The 16,717-nt window shown below is 71.0% G+C and carries 16 protein-coding genes; 7 read left to right on the forward strand and 9 right to left on the reverse strand.

What is annotated here, in order from left to right:
- Positions 1-152 precede the first annotated feature (152 nt).
- Positions 153-767: a hypothetical protein gene (locus ACTMTF_RS32335; RefSeq protein ID WP_441114081.1), complete on the forward strand. Its 615-nt coding sequence runs from the start codon at positions 153-155 to the stop codon at positions 765-767.
- Positions 768-774: 7 nt separating this feature from the next.
- On the opposite strand, the gene ACTMTF_RS32340 is transcribed toward ACTMTF_RS32335, so the two are convergent.
- From ACTMTF_RS32340 to ACTMTF_RS32350, 3 genes are all read right to left on the reverse strand, one after another.
- Positions 775-1,170, reverse strand: a complete 396-nt coding sequence (locus ACTMTF_RS32340) for a hypothetical protein (RefSeq protein ID WP_441114082.1) — start codon at positions 1,168-1,170, stop codon at positions 775-777.
- Between the two features lie 91 nt (positions 1,171-1,261).
- Entirely contained in the window at positions 1,262-3,496 is a 2,235-nt protein-coding gene (locus ACTMTF_RS32345; RefSeq protein ID WP_441114083.1) for an alpha/beta fold hydrolase, read from the reverse strand.
- Positions 3,493-4,398 (reverse strand): ABC transporter ATP-binding protein, encoded by a 906-nt coding sequence (locus tag ACTMTF_RS32350; RefSeq protein ID WP_397014834.1) that lies wholly within the window; start codon positions 4,396-4,398, stop codon positions 3,493-3,495. Before ACTMTF_RS32350 ends, ACTMTF_RS32345 begins: the two co-directional genes overlap by 4 nt.
- A gap of 153 nt (positions 4,399-4,551) precedes the next feature.
- On the opposite strand from ACTMTF_RS32350, the gene ACTMTF_RS32355 reads away from it, so the two are divergent.
- Both ACTMTF_RS32355 and ACTMTF_RS32360 read left to right on the forward strand, forming a co-directional pair.
- A complete protein-coding gene (locus tag ACTMTF_RS32355; protein ID WP_441114084.1) occupies positions 4,552-5,727 on the forward strand; it encodes a histidine kinase in 1,176 nt (391 codons plus the stop codon).
- Positions 5,691-6,353: a response regulator transcription factor gene (locus ACTMTF_RS32360; RefSeq protein ID WP_441114085.1), complete on the forward strand. Its 663-nt coding sequence runs from the start codon at positions 5,691-5,693 to the stop codon at positions 6,351-6,353. The genes ACTMTF_RS32355 and ACTMTF_RS32360 overlap by 37 nt, the downstream gene beginning before the upstream one ends.
- Positions 6,354-6,518: 165 nt before the next feature.
- Here the strand turns inward: ACTMTF_RS32360 and ACTMTF_RS32365 are convergent, their stop codons facing one another.
- Both ACTMTF_RS32365 and ACTMTF_RS32370 read right to left on the reverse strand, forming a co-directional pair.
- Positions 6,519-7,424 (reverse strand): TIGR03620 family F420-dependent LLM class oxidoreductase, encoded by a 906-nt coding sequence (locus ACTMTF_RS32365; protein WP_441114086.1) that lies wholly within the window; start codon positions 7,422-7,424, stop codon positions 6,519-6,521.
- Positions 7,421-8,335 carry an NmrA family NAD(P)-binding protein gene (locus ACTMTF_RS32370; RefSeq protein ID WP_441114087.1) on the reverse strand — a complete coding sequence of 305 codons (915 nt, stop codon included), beginning with the start codon at positions 8,333-8,335 and terminating at the stop codon, positions 7,421-7,423. Before ACTMTF_RS32370 ends, ACTMTF_RS32365 begins: the two co-directional genes overlap by 4 nt.
- A 116-nt stretch (positions 8,336-8,451) precedes the next feature.
- Between ACTMTF_RS32370 and ACTMTF_RS32375 the strand changes: the two genes are divergently transcribed.
- Positions 8,452-9,066 (forward strand): TetR/AcrR family transcriptional regulator, encoded by a 615-nt coding sequence (locus ACTMTF_RS32375; protein ID WP_441114088.1) that lies wholly within the window; start codon positions 8,452-8,454, stop codon positions 9,064-9,066.
- Between the two features lie 1,086 nt (positions 9,067-10,152).
- Here the strand turns inward: ACTMTF_RS32375 and ACTMTF_RS32380 are convergent.
- A complete protein-coding gene (locus tag ACTMTF_RS32380) occupies positions 10,153-11,109 on the reverse strand; it encodes an alpha/beta fold hydrolase (RefSeq protein ID WP_441114089.1) in 957 nt (318 codons plus the stop codon).
- A 144-nt stretch (positions 11,110-11,253) separates the two neighbouring features.
- On the opposite strand from ACTMTF_RS32380, the gene ACTMTF_RS32385 reads away from it, so the two are divergent.
- From ACTMTF_RS32385 to ACTMTF_RS32395, 3 genes are read left to right on the forward strand one after another with little or no spacing between them, the layout of a single operon-like run.
- Positions 11,254-11,874: a TetR/AcrR family transcriptional regulator gene (locus ACTMTF_RS32385; protein WP_441114153.1), complete on the forward strand. Its 621-nt coding sequence runs from the start codon at positions 11,254-11,256 to the stop codon at positions 11,872-11,874.
- A gap of 42 nt (positions 11,875-11,916) precedes the next feature.
- The gene (locus ACTMTF_RS32390) at positions 11,917-12,222 is read left to right on the forward strand and encodes an ArsR/SmtB family transcription factor (RefSeq protein ID WP_397014820.1); all 306 of its coding nucleotides are present in this window, start codon (positions 11,917-11,919) and stop codon (positions 12,220-12,222) included.
- On the forward strand, positions 12,219-13,010 hold the full coding sequence (locus ACTMTF_RS32395) for an SRPBCC family protein (protein ID WP_441114090.1): 792 nt from the start codon (positions 12,219-12,221) through the stop codon (positions 13,008-13,010). Before ACTMTF_RS32390 ends, ACTMTF_RS32395 begins: the two co-directional genes overlap by 4 nt.
- 21 nt (positions 13,011-13,031) lie before the next feature.
- Here ACTMTF_RS32395 and ACTMTF_RS32400 read toward each other — a convergent pair whose 3' ends face one another.
- The 3 genes from ACTMTF_RS32400 to purB form a co-directional block, all read right to left on the reverse strand.
- Complete coding sequence (locus ACTMTF_RS32400; protein WP_441114091.1) at positions 13,032-14,087, reverse strand: DUF4037 domain-containing protein; 1,056 nt, start codon at positions 14,085-14,087, stop codon at positions 13,032-13,034.
- Between the two features lie 175 nt (positions 14,088-14,262).
- Positions 14,263-15,219, reverse strand: coding sequence for a GNAT family N-acetyltransferase (locus ACTMTF_RS32405; protein ID WP_441114092.1), 957 nt, complete (start codon positions 15,217-15,219; stop codon positions 14,263-14,265).
- A 43-nt stretch (positions 15,220-15,262) separates the two neighbouring features.
- Complete coding sequence (gene purB / locus ACTMTF_RS32410) at positions 15,263-16,693, reverse strand: adenylosuccinate lyase (protein ID WP_441114093.1); 1,431 nt, start codon at positions 16,691-16,693, stop codon at positions 15,263-15,265.
- Between the last annotated feature and the right edge of the window lie 24 nt (positions 16,694-16,717).

Here is a 16,717-nt window from a genome sequence, read left to right on the forward strand (position 1 = left end):
GCACGCGTGCGGTCCCACCAGCTGCGTTTCCGCTTGGACGCTTGTTGGTGTCTTCGCCTGTTGAAGGTCTATTTCCAGGAGATCGCCTTTACATTGTAGATCAAAAACTAACTGGAGCCTGACCAAGCTGGCGGACTCCCGGTTGCCGAGGGGTGGTCGACGACATCAGCCACGAGGGGCTGCGCCCCTACTCCGCGAGGAGGGCGTCTCCTTTTCAACACCTGAAGACCTGGAAGACCTCCCGCGACCCGGGCTATGCCGCGAAGAAGGCCCGCGTCGAGCACCTCTACGCGATCGCCGACGGCGAGGTGGTACCCCAGGAGGGCGAGCCGGGCGTCGTCTTCTGCGGCATCCGCTCGCCGCACTCGACCTGGCCCGGGACAAGCTCTACGGCCACATCCAGCAGATCAAGAAGCGACCCAGTTCCGGAGTTCTGCCGCTACCTGCACAGCCTCTACCCACCCCAGACCCGTATCGCGAGCGTCGGCGACAACTTCTCCCCGCACCTGACCACGCCGAGGTGCCAGCGCGACGGCACCTCGGCGGCCACTAACAACGTCGAGATCGCCTACACCCCGTCGAATTCCTCCTGGCTCAACCGGATCGAAGCCCAGTTCACCGCTCAGCGCTACTTCGCCCTCGACGGCACCGACCACGCCGACCACAAGGAACAGGGCAGCATGATCCGCCGCTACATCATCTGGCGAAACCGCCACGCTCAGTCCGAGCGCCTACGCGAAGTCGTCGCCAGAGCGAACGTCGCCTGACCGGCAACTACTCGGCTTCGCCACGGTGCAGGGAAGAGCGGATGTCGTCGAGCCCGTCGAGGGCTCGTCCGTCGACATCCGCAGGGTCCAGCTCAGCCCGGGTCGCCAGAGCTTCGGCCAGCGCCACCGCTCGCTCACTGAGTTGCCCGAACCTGCGGGCCGCGTGGCCCAGGCACAGGCCGGCCAGCCCGAGCAACTGGCTCCCGCTCTCCGCCCTCATTCCCACCTCGATGCAGCAGTGCTCGATGAACGCGCGATCGTCGTCGTTCAGCGCGATGCCGACCAGAGCCACGGCCGCCGAAGGTTCGTGCGCGGTGTCACCGAGCCCGCGTTCCACCGCCTCGGTGACGACCTCGTGGGGCAGCGCAGGCGGGTTCTCGAACATTCGGTGGGAATGCGTCACGCGGAGAGGCTACGCGGTGCACACGGCGATGCATCGCGGAGTCTCACCCCGGCGACGGAAACCAACGGGGCGAACATCGTCTGATGCGGCACTAGCTCGTGGGCGGCGGTTCGCAGGTGGTGGCGGGTGGGGGTAGGCGGAGGTAGGTGAGGTAGCGGTTGGCGTGGGAGATGGTGCACTGGTTGCCGGAGAGGTAGAGGCCGTGTCCGTGGCCGTTGTAGCGGACGGTGGACGAGCCGGGCACGTCCTTGACGATGTTGGCCGCGTCGGCGTGCTCGATCCAGGTGCCGGCGCCGAGAAGCGGCGGGAGCCGGTCAGCGGGTAGCGGGGCGGCGGGGTTGGTAACGGGGGACGGCCAGCCGACGCAGGCGAGCGGATGCCAGAGCTGGTTTCCGGCGAAGTTGGGAGAGATCCGCTCGCCGAGCCTTCTCATCCGCTGGAACTCCTCGTAGCTGTCGAAGGCGAGTCCGTCAGCGCAGTGGGTCACGTTCATGCCTCTGAACGAGGGCACCTTGAGGCTCTGCGTGACCGGCTTGACGATGTCGGCGAAGCCGGAGGCGTCTCCTTGCACGGCCTGGTCGATGGCTCGGGCGAACCGCTGCCAGTTGGGGAAGTCAGGCGCGGGGCCGGGGCTGGTCACGTCCGCCGAGGCGGCGACCTTGAGGTCGAACCCGCTATAGGCGGCCCGCTCCCCCTTCACCGGCACGGGTGAGCGATCAGCGGCGGCGGTGAGGGCACGCCACAGCGCACCGGGATCGCGCCCGTGCAGCGCGCATTCGGCGGCCGACTCGCACCACGCGACGAACCGGGCGAACTGCGCCTCGATCGACCCGGATCTCAGCCGGGCTCGCGTGGCATGGTCGGCGAGGTGGTCGACAGCGCCGTCGATGTACATCGCACGGACGCGATCGGGAAACAGCCGGGCATACGTGGTGGCCACCACACCACCGTAGGAGGTGGCGACGAAGCTCAGCTCGTCCTCGCCGAGGGCCACCCGAATCGCCTCGATGTCCCTGGCGACCGAGCCCGAGTCGAGATTGTCGAAGTATTCGGGGTCGCTCTTGCGGCATTGCTCGGCGGACGCCCTGTTTCGTGCGGCCAGCCGGTCGTATGCGGCGCGGCTGCTGGGCACGGTGATCCAGGGGCCGGTGGACAGGCACTCGAACGGGATGACACCGAGATCGGTGGTGTTGCGCGGGGCGTCACTGACCACGTCGAACCGCTGGCGGAGCTTGCCGAAGCTGCCGCCCTTCTCCTTCAGATCCTCGATGCCCGAGCCGCCCGGTCCGCCGGGAATCGCGAACACTGTGCCGATCCTACGGTGGGTTCCCGTGGCCGGCAGCCGGGCGACCTGGAGCGAGACCTTCCGCCCGGACGGTTTCGACCAGTCGACGGGCACCTCGACCAAGGCGCACTCCAGATCTCCGCCACACGACTTCCACGACAGCGTGGACGCCGCCGCGCCTGACGGAACCAGCAGCACCGAGGCCAGCAGCGCGGCCAGCAGCCCTCCCACGACCAGCGGCCGGGCCCCGCGGCCCCGCACGGCGATCGCCACCGCTCCCCCGGTGAGCGCCACCACCGGGTAGGCGAGCAACACGGCGCAGGCCGCGAGCGGGGAGAGGATGCCTGGGGCGGCTCCGGCGACGATCTGGTCCGGCAGGTTCTCCACCATGAAGGAGCCGATCCGCGACCGCCACGGTGACGGCAGCGTCTGCGCCACCACCGGCAGCACGAACAGCATCATGATCAGCGCGACGAGTGAGCCCGCGGTGGACCGGATGACCGCCCCCAGGCCGAGCCCGACCAGGGCGACCAAGGGCATGGCCGCACCGGCGACGAGCAGCCCGGGCAGCACGCCCGGATCGGACAGCGACGTGCCGAGGGTCTGCCCGTCGAGCAGGACCTGCCCGGCTCGATCTCCCAGCACGGCCTGCGCGGCGACGTGCATGGCGAACACGAGCACCTGCCCCGCGACCAGCGCGACGACAACCAGCGCCGGGATCTTGGCGAACAGGAAGCGCTGCCGCCTCGGTACCACCACCAGGCTCGTGTGGATATGACCAGTGGTGTACTCGGAAGTGATGGACAGGGCGCCCAGCGCGGCCATCGCGAAGTAGGCGACCGGCAGGCCCATGCCCAACCCCGCGCCCATGCTCTCGAAGATCAGCCGGTCATCGCCCGTCTGATTGTCGAAGCCCCTGGTGACCATGAACATCACCCCGGCGCAGAGCACCACGGACAGCACCGAGAACGCCAGGAGGTGGAGATTGGATCTCAGCGAACGCAGCTTCAGCCATTCGGAGACGATCACGTCGGTCATCATGCGGCCCTTCCCGCGCCGAACTCGACGCTTTCCCCGGTCAACTGCATGAACGCCTCCTCGAGCGAGGCACTGCGCGGCGTCAGCTCACGCAGCGCGATCCCGCCCACGAGGGCCAACTCGCCGATCCGTGCGGGGGTGAGGCCGCTCACCGACAGCCCGCCCTCCTCCTCGACCACGCTCGCGCCATCCGCACGCAGCACTCCGGCCAGCGTCCGCTGATCGGCCGCGCGGACCAGCACGCCTCGCGCAAAGCGCTCGACCAGCTCCGGCATGGTGGTGTCGGCGATCAGCCGGCCGCGCCCGATGACCACGACGTGGTCGGCGGTGAGCGCCATCTCACTCATCAGATGACTGGAGACCAGCACGGTGCGCCCCTCCCCCGCCAGCAGCCGCATCAGCTCGCGGATCCACCGGATGCCCTCGGGATCCAGCCCGTTGACCGGCTCGTCGAACATCAGCACGCCGGGGTCGCCGAGCAGCGCGGCGGCGATGCCGAGCCGCTGGCGCATGCCCAGCGAGAACCCGGCGATCCGCCGGCCGGCGACCTCGGCCAGCCCCACCTGCTCCAGCACCTCGCCGACCCGGCCGCGGCCGATGCCGTTACTCCGGGCCAGACACCACAGGTGCGCTGCGGCGGTCCGGCCGCCGTGCACCGCGGCCGCGTCGAGCAACGCGCCCACCTGGCGCATCGGCTCCTTCAATGAAAGGTACGGCCGGCCGTTCACGAGGGCGATCCCCCGGTCGGGCGCCTCCAGGCCGAGGATCACCCGCATGGTGGTGGACTTGCCCGCACCGTTGGGGCCGAGGAAACCGGTCACCAGGCCCGGTTTCACCGCGAAGGTCAGGTCGTCGACCGCCAACGCGTCGCCGTACCGCATCGTCAGGCCGGTCACTTCAATCACAGACATCCCCTCGTTTCGGTATCGGCCTCCAGTTTTGAGGTGTCGCCCGGCTTCCTCCATCGCCCTGCGCCCACCGCGAAGGTAGGATTTCTCCCTCGTCGTGGTGGGGCTAGCTCCCTCGCCCGCGCACCGCCGAACGGGCAGACTGCTGGTGTGCGCAGGATCCGTCTCATCGTCGAACCTCCCGCTGGGCTGCTGCTGAACGCCGCCACCGGCGCGGCGGCATGGATGCTGCTCGCCCTGCTGGGAGTGGCCGCGGCGTTGATCCCGGTCGGCGGGGCCGGGCGGCGCCCGCTGTCCCGTGTGCTCGTCGCGGTCCGCGCCCTGACCGGCGCGCATCGGGCGCGGGCGGCTCAGGTGCTCGGGCGCCGGATCCCGGAGCCGCACCGGCATGATCGCACCGCGCGCGAGGTCGCCTGGCTGGCCGTGCATGCCGTCGTCGGACCGGCCTGTCTGATGGCCGTCGGCGCGACGCTGTCCGCCGCACTCGCGATTCTCAGGCTCCGTACGGCGGAAAACGGCCCGTCGGTGACGCTCAACCTGTCGCTGGCCATCGTGGCCCTCACGGCGATCGGGTTGGCGGCCGTCCCGCTGCTGCACACGCTCCAGGCACGCTTGGCCGAGCGGCTCCTGGGGCCCGCGTCCTCCCTGGCAGGACGGGTCAGAGAGCTGACCGAGTCAAGGGCGGCGGCGGTCGACGCGCAGGCGGCCGAGGTGCGCCGCATCGAGCGCGATCTGCATGACGGCGCGCAAGCCAGGCTCATCTCCATGCGGATGAACCTCGGGCTGGCCAAGAGTGCGAGCGACCCCGATCAGGTTCGCGAGCTGGTGCGGGAGGCGTGGGAGTCGGCCGGGCAAGCCCTCATCGACCTGCGCGACCTGGTGCGCGGCATCCACCCGCCGGTGCTCGCCGACCGCGGGCTCGCCGGCGCCATCCAGGCCGCCGCACTGCTCTGCCCGGTGCCGGTACGGATCGACATCGACCTGCCCGCCCGTCCTGAGCCGCCCGTCGAGTCCGCCGTGTACTTCGCGGCCGCCGAAGCCCTCACCAACGTGGCCAAGCACAGCGCCGCCACCCGCGCGTGGGTGCGCCTGCACCACTCCGAAGGCGTTTTACGATTGGCGGTGGGCGATGATGGACGCGGCGGCGCCCACCCGCCGACCAGCACCACCACCGACGCCGAGACCGGCACCGGCCTCGGCGGGATCCGGCGGCGCCTGTCAGCCTTCGACGGGACGCTCACGGTGCGCAGTCCCCCGGGCGGCCCCACCGTACTCACCATGGAGCTACCGTGCGCGTTGTCATCGCCGAAGATCTCGCACTCCTGAGGGACGGCCTCGTCCGCCTGCTGACGGCGCACGGTTTCGAGGTGGTCGAGGCCGTCGACAACGGGCCGATGCTGCTCGACGCGCTGATCCGGCACCGGCCCGACGTGGCCGTGATCGACGTCCGGCTGCCGCCGACCCTGACGGACGAGGGGCTGCGGATCGCCCTGGAGGCACGGAGGAGGCAGCCGGGGCTGCCCGTGCTGATCCTCTCGCAGTATGTCGAGCAGCTCTACGCCCGCGAGCTGCTGTCCGACCGGTCGGGCGCGGTCGGCTACCTGCTGAAGGACAGGATCGGCGACGTCGAGCAGTTCGTCGAGTCGGTGCGCCGGGTGGCCGAGGGCGGCACCGCGATGGACTCCGAGGTGATCTCCCAGCTCCTCACCCGCAGAGGCAGGGACGAGCCCCTCGGCGAGCTGACGCCGAAAGAGCGTGAGGTGCTCGCGATGATGGCCGAAGGGATGTCCAATGCCGCGATCGCCACCCGCCTGTTCGTCACCGACAAGGCGATCAGCAAGCACACCAACAACATCTTCACCAAGCTGGGGCTGCCGCCCTCCGATGATCACAACCGCCGGGTGATGGCAGTCCTGGCCTACCTGGAGGCGGACCCGAGCCCCAGCCGATGACCCGAGCTTCAGGAGGGAGATAAGGGGTGACCCGGTTCAGCCTGCCCTTGGTGGGTCCCCGCTTTGGCGGGTTCCCCGCTTGGCGGGGTCGCGAGCACTGCGGGTTGAAGGACGGGACGCTGGCCCGTAGGTCCTGCCTGGACGGCCCCCGTAACTGGGCGCCGCTCACAGCAACTGTGCGGCGAGCTGCTCCCATCTACGCAGTGGCGGCTCGTCTGGTGTGGCCGTAAGCACGTGCAGGCTGACATGGTCCGCGCCGGCGTCGAGATGCTCCTCGACTCGCCGGGCGATGTCCTCGGGCCCGCCGGTGGCCACCAGGGCATCGACCAGCCGGTCGTCGAGGGAGTCGGCATCGTCGAATCCCAGATCGCGCAGCAGGGTGAGCCGGTTGGGCAGGGCGGCGGCCGCGTGGGCGCGGGCCAGGTCGGCCGCGACACGGCGGGACGGGTCCAGGACGACGAGCTGGGTGACCGCCAGCATTGCCTGCGGCCCGAGCAGGCTTCTGGCGTGGCGGGTGTGTTCGATCGGCATGCCCAGCGGGTGGGCGCCCCAGGCGTGTTCGGCGGCGAGCTGGAGCATCTTCGGGCCCAGCGCGGCCAGGACCCGGGGCACTGTGGGGATCGCCGTGCCGAACGGGGCGGCGCCCATCGCGTTCAGGACCTCCGGGCCGAACGGGGCGGTGTCCATCGCGTTCAGGTAGGCACGCATGGTCGCCACCGGCGGGCCGAACCGGTGGCCGCGCACGTCGGTGACCAGGGCGGGGTGGCTGACGCCGAGGCCGAGCAGGAACCGCCCGGGGAATGCCTCGGCAAGGGTGCTCTGTGCGGCCGCGGCGGTAATCGCGTCGCGGGCGTAGATGCTCGCGGTACCGGTGGCGATGACCGTCTGCCGGGTGGCCGACAACAGCAGAGCGGCCTGGGCCATGGCCTCGCGGCCGGTCGTCTCGGGAAACCACAGGGCTCGGAAGCCGAGGTCCTCGATGGCGGCGACTGCTCGGCGTACGACGGGGGCAGGATAGCGATCCATCTCGCCCGCCCAGATGCCGACCCGTCCGAGGTCGAACGCGCTCACCGGTCCTGCTGGGTGGTGTTCTGAGCGGTCAGGAAGCCGGCGATCTGGGCGGCTCCGGTCCGCTGCAGCCAGGTGCGCAGGTCCAGCAGGCCGGGGTGCAGCGAGCGGGTGAAGGCTATATCGGCGCGATAGCCGCGTTCGTTGAGCCAGGTGTAGGCGAAGGCGAAGACCTCGCCGATCTGCGCGATCTCTTCGATCGGGATCTGGACGTAGGGCAGCGGCCGGCCGACGGCCTCGGAGATGGCCGCGGCGATCTGCACGGGGGTCAGTTCGTCCCCGGCCAGGTCGACCGCGCGCCCGATCCAGTCGCCCGGCTGGGCGAAGGCCAGCGCGGCGAAGACGCCGACGTCGTCGACGGCCATGATCTGCTGCGGCACGTCGGCGGCGAACGCGGTGGCGACGGTGCCGTCGTGCAGGTGGTAGCCGCCGGTGTAGTTCTCCATGAAGGAGACCGGGCGCAGGAACGTCGCGGGCAGGCCCAGCCGGGTGATGTGCTGTTCGATCCGCCACTTGTTGATCGTGTTCTGCGGGAGCTTCTCGGTGTTGTGGCGACCGGCGCCGGCGAGCGAGGCGTAGACCAGGTGCCGCACACCGGCGGCGTGCGCCGCGTCGGCGACGTTGCAGCCCCAGCGGACCTCGTCCTCGGCGGAAAAGCTCGCCAGGGTGCCCGGGGAGCCGACGGTGGGCTGCACGCTGAACAGGCCGTCAGCGTCTTCGGCTACGGCGATGAGCGAGTCGACGTCGTCCATCTCGGCGCTGACGACTTCGGCACCCGCCCGCGCCAGCTCCCGGGCCACCGGAGCGTCCGGATTGCGCGTCACCGCTCGTACCCGCCGGCCGTCGGCGAGCAGATGCGCCGTCACGGCCCGGCCCTGCTGGCCGGTCGCCCCCACCACCACGATGGTCTTCACGATGTGTCTCCAGACGTAGGCATGCGAAGGCCACCCACATAAGTGGGGTGCCACTCCGGTTCTGAATGAGTACGATATGGAGGACCGCCCCACTTTGCAAGCCCACCGGAGATCACATGCCGCCAGACAGCCGTACGACCTCGCCCACGAGGCCGATGCGCGCGGACGCGCGCCGCAACTACGACCGCATCCTGGCCGCGGCCGCCGAGGCCATCGCCGAGCATGGAGCCGAGGCCTCACTGGAGGAGATCGCCCGGCGCGCCGGCGTCGGCTCGGCCACGCTGCACCGGCACTTCCCCTCCCGACAGCTGCTACTGGAGGCCGTCTTCCGCGACAAGGTCGAGGCACTGTGCGCCATCGCCGCCGACCTGGCCGCCGACCCGGATCCCGGACGCGCGCTGGCGACCTGGCTGGGAGCCGTCGCCAGGCACGCCGTGTCCAACCGGGGCCTGGCCGCCTCATTGATGCGGGGGGCCCACGACGGCGACCCCGCCTTCGGCGGCACCTGCCACACGATGATCACCAACGCCGGAGCGGGCTTGCTGGCCCGTGCCCGCCACGCGAACGTCGTCCGCACCGACGTCTCCATCACGGACCTGCTCAAGCTCGTCAACGCCATCTGCCTGGCCATCGAGCAGGAACCTGACAGCGCAGCCCAGGCCGACCGGCTGCTCACCCTCGCCCTGACCGGCGTGCACCCCACAGAAGCAACAACGGGGCGAGAGGTGTGACACCAAATGTGCATGTGAGGGCACGCTGACTGAGGACGGGTCGCTCCCACCAAGCTCGACCCACACCGCCAGGACCCACACCGTCAGCGGTGGGCCCTGCACCAGCTGCGGCGCTCGGCGCTGCAGAATCTGGCCCCGTCCGGCCGGACTACCCCGGAGCTGCAGACCAAGAGCCGCCACGCCCATCAGGCGGGCTCGGCCGCTGCCTACAGCTGGGCGACGAGACCTCCGCGCGCAGCATCACCACCGAAGCGGACCCTGGCCGAACGGCGCCGCGTCAGCTGACTCCGAAGCACGCCACCTCGCCGGGACGGTTGCTTTTCATCGCGGATAGTCTCAGCGCCAAGCCAACCCGCCTTTACAATGTAGATCACCACAGCGTCGGCGGATTCCGTCCGAGGTCGCGCGCTCGTCGACGGCCTCGGTGGTGTCGTAGGCGGCCCAGCCAGGCGATCCCCCGGCGACGAAGTCGACCCAGACCTTGACACGTGGTCGGCGAGGCTCACGTTGTCGAAGGCGTACGGGATCTCCCCCGCGTGGCAGGCGATTGCACTCAGTTCGGGGGCGATCTGAGCAGTACGTCCAGATGACGGCGGTTCCGTGGCCAGGTTCGCGCCTCGGCGACCCAAATGGCGGGAATGCCGAAGAGCAGTTGATCGTCGAGATCCTCTGGTCGCTGATCTCCCAGACCGTCCAGAGTCGGCGATCGACAGGGAGGAACGGTGGCCGGCCCTTCGTGGGGGTGGTCGTCACTGAGACGGTGCCCTGCGTCATCACCAACACCGCCATGCAGTGCTTCCTCGAACGCCCACGCGAAGGCGAACGCCCACGCCCACGCCCACGCGACATCGCGCTACGCCGGCCCGGGCGGGCCGGCGACGAAGGCCACCGGCTTCGAGGCCCGCCTGGTCGTGCTCGTCGGCCCGGCTCCTCACCAAGGGCATCGCGGCGGGGCGGCTGGAGCCCGTCGCCCCGCGCGCGATCTGCCTGATGTCCTCGTCCGGAGCATGGAGTCGTACATCCATCTGGGGCTGATCACCGGCACCCCTCCCGAGCCCGGTGGCACCGCCCGGGTGATCGACGCGCTCAGGCGGCGGCGTTCTTGTAGGGGGCGAGGAAGCGCGTCAGTGCGTCGAGCAGGATCTCGGGGGCCTCTTCGGGGACGTAGTGGCCGCAGTCGGGGATGACCAGGCCGGTGACGTCCTCCGCGACGCTGCGCATCTCGACCTCCACGCCGTCGCCGCAGGCGGTCGCGCCGCCGATGGCCAGTACCGGGATGGTGATCTTGCGCTGTCTGCGTCGGCGGCTCTGCTCGATCGTCTCGTCGATGGCCCGGTAGTAGTCGAAGCTGGCCCGTAGCGCATGCGGGTCGCGCAGGGTGTCGACGTAGACCTGCACGGCGTAGTCCGGGATGGAGGTGGGGGTGGCCGCCTTGGTGGCGAACTGGTGGCCGAAGTAGATCTCTTCCCGGCCTTGGACCAGGCGTTCGTTGACCTCGTGGGCGCGGTTGAAGGTGAAGTGCCACAGCAGGTCGCTGAGCCGGCGGCTGCCGAGGAGCGGCGGTGAGGGCGAGATGCCGGGGATGATGGCCTCGGCGACGGCGAGCCGTTCGATCCGGCCGGGGTGGTCGGCGGCCATGGCGTAACCGGTCCACATGCCGATGTCGTGGCCGACCATGGCGAAGCGCGGGTGGCCGAGTTCCTCCATCAGGGCGACGAGGTCGGTGGCGAGGGTCGCGGAGTCGTAGCCGATGTCGGGCTTGTCGGACAGGCCGACGCCGCGCGGGTCGACGGCGACGACGGAGAAGTCCCTGGCCAGGGCAGGCATGACGAAACGCCAGGCGTACCAGGTCTGCGGCCAGCCGCCGAGCAGCAGCAACGCGGGCCCCTGCCCGCCGGTGACCACGTGCAGCCGCAGGCCGTTCGCGGTGACGAACCGGCTCCGGAAGGTGCCGGTGAACCCTTCGGGCAGGTTCGGCACGCCGGTCACCGAGCCGAAACCGGTCGGGGTCGCGACGGAGGACGGGGTGGTGTGCGCGGTCATGGCGGGCTCCCAAGCGTCGGCCTATTTCATGTTGTCCATTACAAAACACCGCGGAGACGGTCATGGGCAACGCGATTCCCTTTTTTGTGTCGTACAGCACAAAAGCGGCCGTACGATGGGGAAAGGTGTTCACCGGAGGTGGTCATGGCGGATGGCGGCGGCGCGCGGCGGGGACGGCCGCGGGTCTTCGACGAGGACGAGGTGCTGGACCGGGCCATGCACCTGTTCTGGGAGAAGGGCTACGACGGCACGTCGATGGTCGACCTGGTCCGCGCCATGGGGATCAACTCGCCGAGCATCTACGGCGCCTTCGGCAGCAAGGAACGGCTCTACCTGCGGGCGATGGCCCGCTACACGAAGATCGGGGAGGGCATCACCGGCCGGGCCCTGGCCGAGCAGCCCACCGCCAGGCAGGCGATCGAGGTCATGCTCAAGCAGCATGTGGAGCTGTTCACCGGGTTCGCCTCTCCTCGGGGATGCCTGGTCGTGCTGGGAGCGGCGAACACCTCCCAGGCCGGTCCCGAGGTGCGCGAGGCGCTGCGCCGCCAGCGCGGCCGGATCCGGGAGGCCATCCGCGACCGCCTGGCCCAGGCCGTCGAGGACGGCGAACTGCCGGCGGACAGCGATGTCGACGCGCTGGCCACCGAATATCACACCTTCCTCAACGGCCTCTCCCTCCAGACCTCCGACGGGGTCCCCGCCCAGGTCCTCCTCAACGCCATCGACAACGTGATGACGGGCTGGGGTCGCACCCCGCCACGGTAGATGTCTTTTCAGGCATATAACCGGCCTGGTATATTCGGGGGCATGCGCTTCGACGTGCTGGCAGAACCCGCCCGGCGGCAGATCCTCGACCTGCTGCTCGAACGCCCCCACCTGGTCGGCGAGCTCACCGAGCGGCTCGGCCTGACCCAGCCTGGCACCTCGAAACACCTGCGCGTCCTGCGCGAGGCGGGGCTGGTGGCCGTGCGCAAGGACGCCCAACGCCGCTGGTACGAGATCCGCCCGCAACCGCTCGCCGAGATCGACGCCTGGCTCGCCCCCTACCGGCGGCTGTGGACAGGCAGCCTCGACCGGCTCGAACGACACCTCGACACGATGGAGGACCAGTGAACGAGCACCTCACCATCCGCCCGGACGGCCGCACCATCCTGCACCTGGAGCGCCGGCTGCCGCACCCGCTGGACAAGGTGTGGCGGGCCATCACCCAGCCGGAGCACCTCAAACACTGGTTCCCCGCCGAGATGACGATCGCCGGCGACCGCGTCTCCTACGAGTTCGGCCCCGACGGGAGAGTGACCGAGCTGGACCCGCCGCGGGTGTTCGCCCACACGTGGGGCGACGACGAGCTGCGCTGGGAGGTACGGCCTGACGGGGACGGCAGCGTGCTGGTGCTCACGCACACGTTCGGGGACCGCTTCGGCGCGGCCAGTTTCGCCGCCGGCTGGCACACCTGCGTCGCCGCCCTGCTGGCCCTGCTCGACGACCGCCGGCCCACCACCCCCGACACCGCCCAGCTGCACGAGGACTACGTGGCGATCCTCGGCCTCACCTCCGGCGAGACCGCCGACGGCACCGTACGCGTGGAGCGCCAGCTCACCCGCCCGGCCGAGGCGGTGTGGCGGGCGCTGGACGGCGACCAGGCCCGGACCGGCGCGGCGCCGCCCGCCCCGTTCACCGTCCCCGGCGTGCCGGCCGGCGCGGTCACCCGCGCCGAGCCCGGCAAGCTCCTCGAGTACGCAGCGGCGAGCGGCACGGCGGGCGGCACGATCCGTTGGGAACTGGCAGAAGGCACCGGCCACGGCGCGCGCCTCATCCTCACCCACACCGGCGACACCACCGCACTGCAGGCCTGGCGAGCGCGCGTCGAGAGCCTCGCCGCCTCCCTCCTGTCCGCCTGACCGCTCCAGCGGCCGCGTGGTTCAGGCGGTGAGGCCCAGGGCCGCCGCGGTCACGGTCCTGGCGCGGCCCGGTCTCATCAGCAGGTCGACGGAGTCGGAGAGCTGGTCGACGCATCCCACCGGCGGCAACCGCTTGATCAACGGGTCCGACACCCCGGCCATCAGCGCGTCGGCGAACCGGTCTCCGCCGATCACCTGGAACGGCCGGTCGTGGAAGCCGCGCACCCGCTCGTCGAGCCGTCCGGCCAGCCCGATCCGGTTCTGCAGGGCGGCCAGCCGTGAGTACGCCGCCGACAGGCCGTCCTGCCGATCCCACCATGACCGGGCCGCCAGCGCCGCCCCGAGCGACTCCCCCAGCTCGGTGGAGCCGGGCATCCGGGCCAGCGCGCTGCCGAGCCATTTGGCGTACGGCGGGTAGCGCCGGCGCAGCAGCAGCGCCAGGCGCATCACGTCCCGGGCCAGCCGTGCCCCCTCGACGGCCGAGCCGAGCTCGTCGCCCACCTCGCCGCAACGGCCGGGGAACGGCTCCTCCTGGGCGATGCGCCGCCACTGACAGGCGAGCACATAACGCCACACGTCCTCCGGATACCAGCGCAACGCCCGCCGGACCGCCTCCAGCCCGCCCGTCGCGGACGCCTCGTCCGCCAGCCCGTCGTGGAACACGTCGCCCTGAGTCACCTCGGCCAGCCGCTGCCACGGCACCGACAGCCAGTCCAGCAGCGACATGCCCCGCCGCGGGTCGAATCCGAGCTGCCCCTCCAGCCACTCCCCCAGCTCGGCGACCACGACACCGGGCCGCACCTCCCCGTGATAGTCGAACACGGTCGCGAAGCCGCGGAAACGCGCGGGCAGCCCGGCGGCGACCTCGGCCTCGGCAGCGGTCACCAGCCCACCGGGAACGAAGACGAGCACCCGCGGCCCCCAGTCATGATCGGCGGACCGGCTCGTGTCGAAGGACAGCACTTCGGAGCCCGGCCCGATCAACGCGGCGCTGTGCGGCACTCCGGCCAGCAGCGGCGCCACCGCCTCGGCGTAAAAGGCGCGGGACAGTTCGATACCAGGTACAAAATCGGTCATCACCCGTCCACTGTGCCTGACCACCCTGCACAAGCTCATCCGAATTAAGCGCGACCAGGTCAGCGGCGAGATGCCACGGGGCTGGACGGTGGCACGTCAGGGAGAGCAGCCGGGCCACCGGCTTCTGGAAGCTCGCGGTACAGGGCTTGTCCCCCAATCCGAGGCGTACCCGCGATCAGTTCATGACCGCAGACAGCACGAGGCGGCGGCGGTAGCCGAGGCGTTCGTAAAGGGCGATGGCCGTGGCGTTGCCGTCGTCGACCATCAAGGCCGCCCGCCCGTGCTCGGCCACCAGTTCCCGCGACACCCACCGGCACACCCGCTCGGCCAGCCCCTGTCCCCGCCACCGCGCCGCCGTGGCCACCCCCGCCAGCAGCCCCACCGACGGCGCCGACCAGGCATCGGCCGCGACCGCGGCCGGCCTCCCGCCGATGCGCACCCCGGCCCAGCGCCGCACTCCCACTACACCCGGGACCGCGTACGACCCGGGTGCGTGCCGGGCGAGCAACGCCGCGACCTCGTCCTCTTCGTCCAGCCAGCCGACCTCCCCGGCGCTGCCCTCCTCAGCACCGACCTCCCCGGCACCGGGGTCCACCGCCCCGGCCGCGCCGACGTCCGGACCGGCGTGCGTCGCCTGCCTGCCCCCGGCGGGGCCGGCGGGTGTCAGGCGGGCAGGACCGGCCAGGCGGGCAGAGCCGGCAGCTGCCGTACCAGGCTCCGAGCGGGCGACGGCGGCTTCCGCTGTCGCGGGTCCCGAATGGGCGGTGGCCGGTGGCGAGGAGACGGTGGCCGGTGGCGGGGGGACGGTGAGACTCATCCAGGAGAACTCACCCGAGACCTTCAGCTCGGTCAGCTCCGCCATGACCCGCGTCATCAGCTCCCGCTCCCCGAACGGGCGGTAGGTGGGCCCCAGCTCTGTGAGCGCGTGACGTACCAGCTCCACCGCGCAGTCCGGACCGCCCCAGACGGCGATCCGGTCGTGGCGGGAGATGTCCGGGGCGGCGGCCACCACGGCGTCGCCGAGCGCCCACGCCCGCGACCGGCGGCCGATCAAGTCCTGCGCCGCCCACACCAGCAGGTCGTCATCGCAGGCGGCCCGCAGCTCCGCCAGGCTGGTGAACTCGCGTATCAACGCCCCTCCCGGGCCTCCGCACCCGACGCGAACCAGCCGCCGGTCACAGGATCGCGCCCGGCCGATAGGCCGCCGCGCCGGGGTGGGCGGCCACGACCTGGGCCACCTGCTCGGCCACCGCCGCCACCTGGCCGCCCGCCGCGCCGGTGAACGACACCCGGTCGGCCAGCAGCGCGTCCAGCGCCGCCCGGTCCAGGGGGAACCGGTCGTCGGCGGCCAGCCGGTCGAGCAACTCGTTGGCGGCGCCGCGCGAGCGCATCGCCAGCGCCGAGCCCACCGCGTGCTCCTTGATCAGCTCGTGGGCCTGCTCGCGGCCCATCCCGGAGCGGACGGCCGCCATCAGCATCTTGGTCGTGGCCAGGAAGGGCAGGTAGCGGTCGAGCTCGGCGGAGATGACCGCCGGGAACGCGCCGAACTCGTCCAGGACCGTCAGCATCGTCTCCACCAGCCCGTCGAAGGCGAAGAACGCGTCCGGCAGCGCCACCCGGCGCACCACCGAGCACGACACGTCGCCCTCGTTCCACTGGTCGCCGGCCAGCTCCCCGACCATGGAGGCGTAGCCGCGCAGCACCACGGTCAGGCCGTTGACGCGTTCGCAGGAGCGGGTGTTCATCTTGTGGGGCATCGCCGAGGAGCCGACCTGCCCCTCCTTGAACCCTTCGGTGACCAGCTCGTGCCCGGCCATCAGGCGGATCGTCCTGGCCAGCGAGGAGGGCGCGGCGGCGAGCTGGACCAGGGCGGTCACCACCTCGAAGTCCAGCGAGCGGGGGTAGACCTGGCCGACGCTGGTGAATCGGTGGGTGAAGCCGAGGTGGCCGGCCACCCGGTCCTCCAGCTCGGCGAGCTTGGCCGGGTCGCCGCCCAGCAGGTCGAGCATGTCCTGCGCGGTGCCGACGGGGCCCTTGACGCCGCGCAGCGGGTAGCGGGCGATGAGCTCGTCCAGCCTGCGGTAGGCGACGAGCAGCTCGTCGGCGGCAGAGGCGAACCGCTTGCCAAGGGTGGTGGCCTGCGCCGCCACGTTGTGCGAGCGGCCGGCCATCACGGTGGCCTCGTGCGAGGTGGCCAGCGCGGCGAGGCGGGCCAGCAGGGCGACCACACGGTCGCGGGCCAGCAGCAGGCTGTCACGCACCTGCAGCTGCTCGACGTTCTCCGTCAGGTCGCGGGAGGTCATGCCCTTGTGCACCTGCTCGTGCCCGGCCAGCGCGTTGAACTCCTCGATGCGCGCCTTCACGTCGTGGCGCGTCACCCGCTCCCGCGCGGCGATCGAGGCCAGGTCGACCTGGTCGACGACCTTGTCGTAGTCGCCGATCGCCTGCTCGGGGACCGCCACGCCGAGCTCGGCCTGGGCACGCAGGACCGCCAGCCACAGCCGCCGCTCCGCGACCACCTTGTACTCGGGCGACCACAGGCGGGCCAGGTCCGGTGAGGCGTAGCGGGCGGCCAGAACATCGGGGATACGCGGCTTCGAAGTCACGTCGGACAAGTGTATTCACACGCG

The organism is Nonomuraea sp. ZG12 (genome assembly GCF_052068115.1).
Lineage (GTDB): Bacteria > Actinomycetota > Actinomycetes > Streptosporangiales > Streptosporangiaceae > Nonomuraea.

What these genes read in the sequence shown, in the direction of transcription:
- ACTMTF_RS32345 (WP_441114083.1), bottom strand. Translation starts at nt 3,496, where the DNA reads ATGATGACCGACGTGATCGTCTCCGAATGGCTGAAGCTGCGTTCGCTG.
- ACTMTF_RS32375 (WP_441114088.1), top strand. Translation starts at nt 8,452, where the DNA reads ATGCCGCCAGACAGCCGTACGACCTCGCCCACGAGGCCGATGCGCGCG.
- ACTMTF_RS32380 (WP_441114089.1), bottom strand. Translation starts at nt 11,109, where the DNA reads ATGACCGCGCACACCACCCCGTCCTCCGTCGCGACCCCGACCGGTTTC.
- ACTMTF_RS32385 (WP_441114153.1), top strand. Translation starts at nt 11,254, where the DNA reads ATGGCGGATGGCGGCGGCGCGCGGCGGGGACGGCCGCGGGTCTTCGAC.
- ACTMTF_RS32390 (WP_397014820.1), top strand. Translation starts at nt 11,917, where the DNA reads ATGCGCTTCGACGTGCTGGCAGAACCCGCCCGGCGGCAGATCCTCGAC.
- ACTMTF_RS32400 (WP_441114091.1), bottom strand. Translation starts at nt 14,087, where the DNA reads ATGACCGATTTTGTACCTGGTATCGAACTGTCCCGCGCCTTTTACGCC.